The organism is Caballeronia sp. (genome assembly GCF_049581465.1).
GTDB lineage: Bacteria > Pseudomonadota > Gammaproteobacteria > Burkholderiales > Burkholderiaceae > Caballeronia.
Genome location: NZ_JBAUSA010000214.1, coordinates 1 through 4342 on the forward strand (window position 1 = coordinate 1; position 4342 = coordinate 4342).

Sequence of the window (4342 nt, forward strand, 5' to 3'; positions counted from 1 at the left end):
GAATATCTCGACGAAAACATCGGGTCGGTTTCGCATGTGGTGCGCCTGTCGGTGATCGCGCCCAGCCCGCGACGTTCGTTCGGGCCGGTCGTCGTGCCGAAAGACGAATACCTGATGCTCGGCGACAATCGCGATGACAGCGCGGATTCACGATACTTCGGGTTCTTTCCAAGGTCGGAACTCATGGGACGCGCTCGGCATGTGGCGTATTCACTGGACCCGGATCATCACTACCTGCCGCGCATGGACCGCTTTGGCGTCGCGCTGGATGCGTCCGCGCGTACTACCTCCACGCATTAACTCACTTCTCGACGGCGCAACTCCATTGCGCCGCTCCTCTTCAGGTTCCGGCCTGACTCTGCCTACCCGCGTCTGAATGAACCGCTAGTTACGACAGTACGTGCGCCGACGCACTCAAACAAATGCGGGTGCATCGCATAATTGCTCAAAGCATAAGGAATACGAAGAAAAACATATCCAATGATCTTCGGCAAAACATCAGTTTAAAGTCTGGGCGTGAATAGCGACTGGGTTGGCACGATCGGGGCGGGGAAAGTTCGCATAAATCTAATAGATTTTGGACAGTCGACAGGCCATGTCGGCTGAACACGTTCCTTTTGCATTAAAGGGAACCGGGGATATTTCACCACCTGTAAAGCCAGGCGCGATGCGTGTCGCCTATCGAAATAATCGATAGGGGTAAGCGTTCGCGTGTCCTGCCTGAACGACCGGTTTTTAACCGACCCGTTATGGCGTTGGCGCGCCCGTAACTGAATATCTGGGCAATGACTTTAAGAAGGTGAGGCGCCGGATTAACGGTAAGGCAACTTGAACAATCAGTAATCCATAACGTTTTACATTTTCTGGATTAAGACTAAAGCCAAGCTTACCGATATTGACGGAACGGCCAAGCGATATCGAGGTTATGCGTCGTAGCACGAGCAACCCACGTATTTTCTGAGAGAAATGACCATGACACGATTTATCGCCCGATCAAGGGCTCCATTGCGCCTGGGGCTGGCCGGCGGGGGCACGGACGTTCCGCCGTATTCGGACAAGTTTGGCGGTCTTGCGCTCAACGTCACGATCGAGAAATTCGCCTACGCGTCGATCGCACCGCGCGACGACGCCAAGGTCGAACTGGTCGCCGCCGACACGAACGTGCGCTGGACAGGCCCGGTCGAGCCCGTGCTGAAGGTCCAGAAGGGCCTGGGCTTACACGTTGGCGTCTATAACCGCATCGTCCGCGAATTCAACGGCGGCCATCCGCTCGCCGTCACCATTACTACCTGCTCCGAAGCGCCGCCCGGATCGGGCCTGGGCTCTTCATCGACCATTGTGGTTGCACTGGTCCAGGCCTTCTGCGAACTCTTGTCGCTGCCGCTGGGCGAATACGACGTGGCCCTTCTTGCGCATGACATCGAGCGCGTGGATCTCGGACTTGCCGGCGGCAAGCAGGACCAGTATGCGGCCACCTTCGGCGGCCTGAACTTCATGGAGTTCTACGGCGACAAGGTGATCGTCAACCCGTTGCGAATCAAGCAGGAAATCAAGGCTGAAATGGAGGCGTCGCTGGTCCTTTACTACACGGGCGTCTCGCGCGAATCGGCCAACATCATCAAGGAACAGAGCGCCAACGTCGTGGAGGGCGTCGCCGATTCGCTGGCCGCGCTGCACGAAGTCAAGGCGGAAGCGATCCGCATGAAGGAATCCGTGTTGCGTGCCGACTTTGACGCTTTTGCGGCATCGATGCGCGATTCTTGGGAATCGAAGAAACGCATGGCGAAGAACATCTCGAACCCGATGATCGACGAGCTTTACCGGGTGGCAACCGGGGCGGGAGCGAAGGCGGGCAAGGTGTCGGGCGCGGGCGGCGGCGGCTTCATGATGTTCTTTGTCGATCCCGTCGAACGTCCCGCCGTGATGCGGGCGCTCGACAATCACAACGGGCTGGACGGACAGGTTCTCAATTGCACATTTACGGACGTCGGAGCCCAGTCCTGGAGAAAAAACAAATGACGATCACGGTCACCAACGAAATCGACAAGACCATTTCCGTCCTGAGCGCGCTTGGCGCCGATCGTGACTTGGTAGCGAATATCGAACAAGTCGTGGAGCGCGTGACGGCCGCGTTTCGCGCGGGTAACAAGGTTTTGCTTGCCGGTAACGGCGGCAGCGCAGCCGACGCCCAACATATTGCCGGGGAGTTCGTGAGTCGCTTCAACTTCGACCGGCCGGGGCTCGCGGCGTTTGCGTTGACCGTCGATTCCTCCGTGATGACGGCGATCGGCAACGACTACGGCTACGAAAAGCTCTTTGAGCGCCAAATCCAGGCGACTGGCAGGCCTGGCGATATCTTCTGGGCATACTCGACCTCCGGGCGTTCGCCGAACATCCTGCGTGCGCTGGAAGCGGCCAGGGCTGCGGGCATGTTCTCGATCGGCTTCACGGGCAACGGGCCAGGCGCCGCCGAAATGCGCGCGCGCGCGGACATTTGTATCGAGATCCCGTCGGCATCGACGCCCAAGATCCAGGAAGGCCATCTGGTTTGCGGCCATATTGTGTGTGGCATGGTGGAAGAGCGGATCTTCGGATGAGCGCGATGTTGCCCTGTCTCATTCTCGCCGGCGGTCTCGGCACGCGGCTTCGACCAGTGCTGGGGGAAGCCATGCCGAAGGCGCTCGCGTCGGTCGACGGCGAGCCGTTCCTCGCGTGGATGTTGCGATGGTTGTCGCAGCAAGGCGTGACTGACGTCGTGTTGTCGCTTGGGCACGGGCGAAGCCAGATCAAGCACCAGTTCGCGTCAGTTTGCTTTGGTATGACGCTTACGTGCGTTGAGGAGGACGAACCGCTTGGCACCGGCGGCGCGATCGTTCATGCACTGAAGGCGCTCGACGCGCCCGACATGGTCGTGATGAACGGCGACACCATCTCGAACCTCGATCTGCGGGCCTTGGCCGCATTCTACGAAGCCGCGAGGCCGGACCTGGCGATCGCTGCAACGCTCGTGCCCGACGCGTCGCGTTATGGCACCCTTGACTTCGATCGTGTGTCGCAGCGGCTGACGGCCTTTAGGGAAAAGCGTCCGGGACAGGGTTTCATCAACGCGGGCACGTATGTCGTGAACGCCTCGCGAATGATGGGCTTCGATCTGCCGCGGAAATTTTCTTTCGAGCAGGATTTTCTCGGCAGGCAAGTCGAGACGCTCGATATTCGCGTGTTTCCCGAAGTCACCGAATTTATCGATATTGGTATTCCCTCCGACTACGCGCGCGCGCAGACCGTGGTGCCCAATATGATGGAGCCACGCGCCAGTGAAGCGTAAAGCGCTATTCCTCGATCGCGACGGCGTGATCAACATCGATTACGGCTACGTTCACGAGCCGGAAAATTGCGTGTTCATCGACGGTATTTTCGAGTTGGTGCGCAGCGCCAACTCGGCGGGTTACGTGGTCGCGGTCGTGACGAATCAGGCGGGAATTGGGCGCGGATACTTTACCGAAGCGCAGTTCGCGGGCTTCACCGGCTGGATGCGCAAAGTGTTCGCAGGCAACGGCGCCATGATCGACCGGGTGTTCTACTGCCCGCATCATCCGGAGGCCGGGCTCGGGGACTATAAAAGGGAGTGCGCTTGCCGAAAGCCACAACCCGGCATGTTGCTCAAGGCGCAACGGGAGTTCAATCTGGATATGGGGGCGTCGATCATCGTGGGGGACAAGCTGTCGGATCTGGACGCGGGTGCCCGCGCGGGCGTAGGGTCGCGCTTTCTGTTCGCGCCGGATGAAGCGGCGGGCGGGGACGGGGACATCGTGCGGATTCCCAACCTGCTCGATGTCCTGCCACCCATGCAACCGGCTGTCAGCGCACGACGATCGCCGAGGAAATAACGTTCTGCATAAAGGGCTTGCCAACTGCCTTGACGTAAAACGTCGCGGGCTGGGCGCCAGGCAGCGCGAGCGTCGCCGTATTGGCAGGAAAGCGGCCCACGACCTTGAACGAATCGGGCGTGATTTGCTGGTAGAGCTCAAGATGATCGACGGTGTCGGGATAGGTGAGCGCCACCGAAACCTGACGCCCGGTCGCTTGCGTCTTGATCGTCACGCAACTCGCGATACCGCTCTCTAGCGCGCTGCCTTCCTCGTAGTCGTTCCATGTCACCAATTGCACGAACGGCAATTGCTGCCGTGCGCTGTAATGGCTATTCAGCACCTTGAACGTGTCGAGCCAGGTCCGGCCGCAATCCTGCGGCAGATAGTGGGGGGAAGCTGCGGCCCATGGCGCCTTGGAGTCGTCGAAACCCTTCCACACGCCGCCTATCGCAATCTTCGACGGCTGGATCGCG

At 59.5% G+C, this 4342-nt stretch carries 5 protein-coding genes and 1 pseudogene; 5 read left to right on the plus strand and 1 reads right to left on the minus strand.

Annotated elements, in window-relative coordinates:
* From lepB to gmhB, 5 genes are all read left to right on the plus strand, one after another.
* Nucleotides 1-300: signal peptidase I (lepB, locus tag WCA53_RS05265; RefSeq protein WP_423906460.1), on the plus strand; the 300-nt coding region annotated here is incomplete at its 5' end.
* A gap of 672 nt (nucleotides 301-972) precedes the next feature.
* Nucleotides 973-2019 carry a dehydrogenase gene (locus tag WCA53_RS05270; protein ID WP_423906463.1) on the plus strand — a complete coding sequence of 349 codons (1047 nt, stop codon included), beginning with the start codon at nucleotides 973-975 and terminating at the stop codon, nucleotides 2017-2019.
* The gene (locus tag WCA53_RS05275) at nucleotides 2016-2597 is read left to right on the plus strand and encodes a D-sedoheptulose-7-phosphate isomerase (RefSeq protein WP_423906466.1); all 582 of its coding nucleotides are present in this window, start codon (nucleotides 2016-2018) and stop codon (nucleotides 2595-2597) included. The genes WCA53_RS05270 and WCA53_RS05275 overlap by 4 nt, the downstream gene beginning before the upstream one ends.
* Nucleotides 2594-3325: a nucleotidyltransferase family protein gene (locus tag WCA53_RS05280; protein WP_423906469.1), complete on the plus strand. Its 732-nt coding sequence runs from the start codon at nucleotides 2594-2596 to the stop codon at nucleotides 3323-3325. Before WCA53_RS05275 ends, WCA53_RS05280 begins: the two co-directional genes overlap by 4 nt.
* Nucleotides 3315-3887, plus strand: a complete 573-nt coding sequence (gene gmhB, locus WCA53_RS05285; protein WP_423906471.1) for a D-glycero-beta-D-manno-heptose 1,7-bisphosphate 7-phosphatase — start codon at nucleotides 3315-3317, stop codon at nucleotides 3885-3887. The genes WCA53_RS05280 and gmhB overlap by 11 nt, the downstream gene beginning before the upstream one ends.
* On the opposite strand, the pseudogene WCA53_RS05290 reads toward gmhB, so the two are convergent.
* A pseudogene (locus WCA53_RS05290) lies at nucleotides 3859-4342 on the minus strand (hypothetical protein); the annotation flags it as partial. The gene gmhB and the pseudogene WCA53_RS05290 overlap by 29 nt on opposite strands.

Excerpts from the sequence above, each read along its gene's own strand:
- WCA53_RS05280 (WP_423906469.1), top strand. The coding sequence starts at position 2,594 with ATGAGCGCGATGTTGCCCTGTCTCATTCTCGCCGGCGGTCTCGGCACG.
- WCA53_RS05275 (WP_423906466.1), top strand. The coding sequence starts at position 2,016 with ATGACGATCACGGTCACCAACGAAATCGACAAGACCATTTCCGTCCTG.
- WCA53_RS05270 (WP_423906463.1), top strand. The coding sequence starts at position 973 with ATGACACGATTTATCGCCCGATCAAGGGCTCCATTGCGCCTGGGGCTG.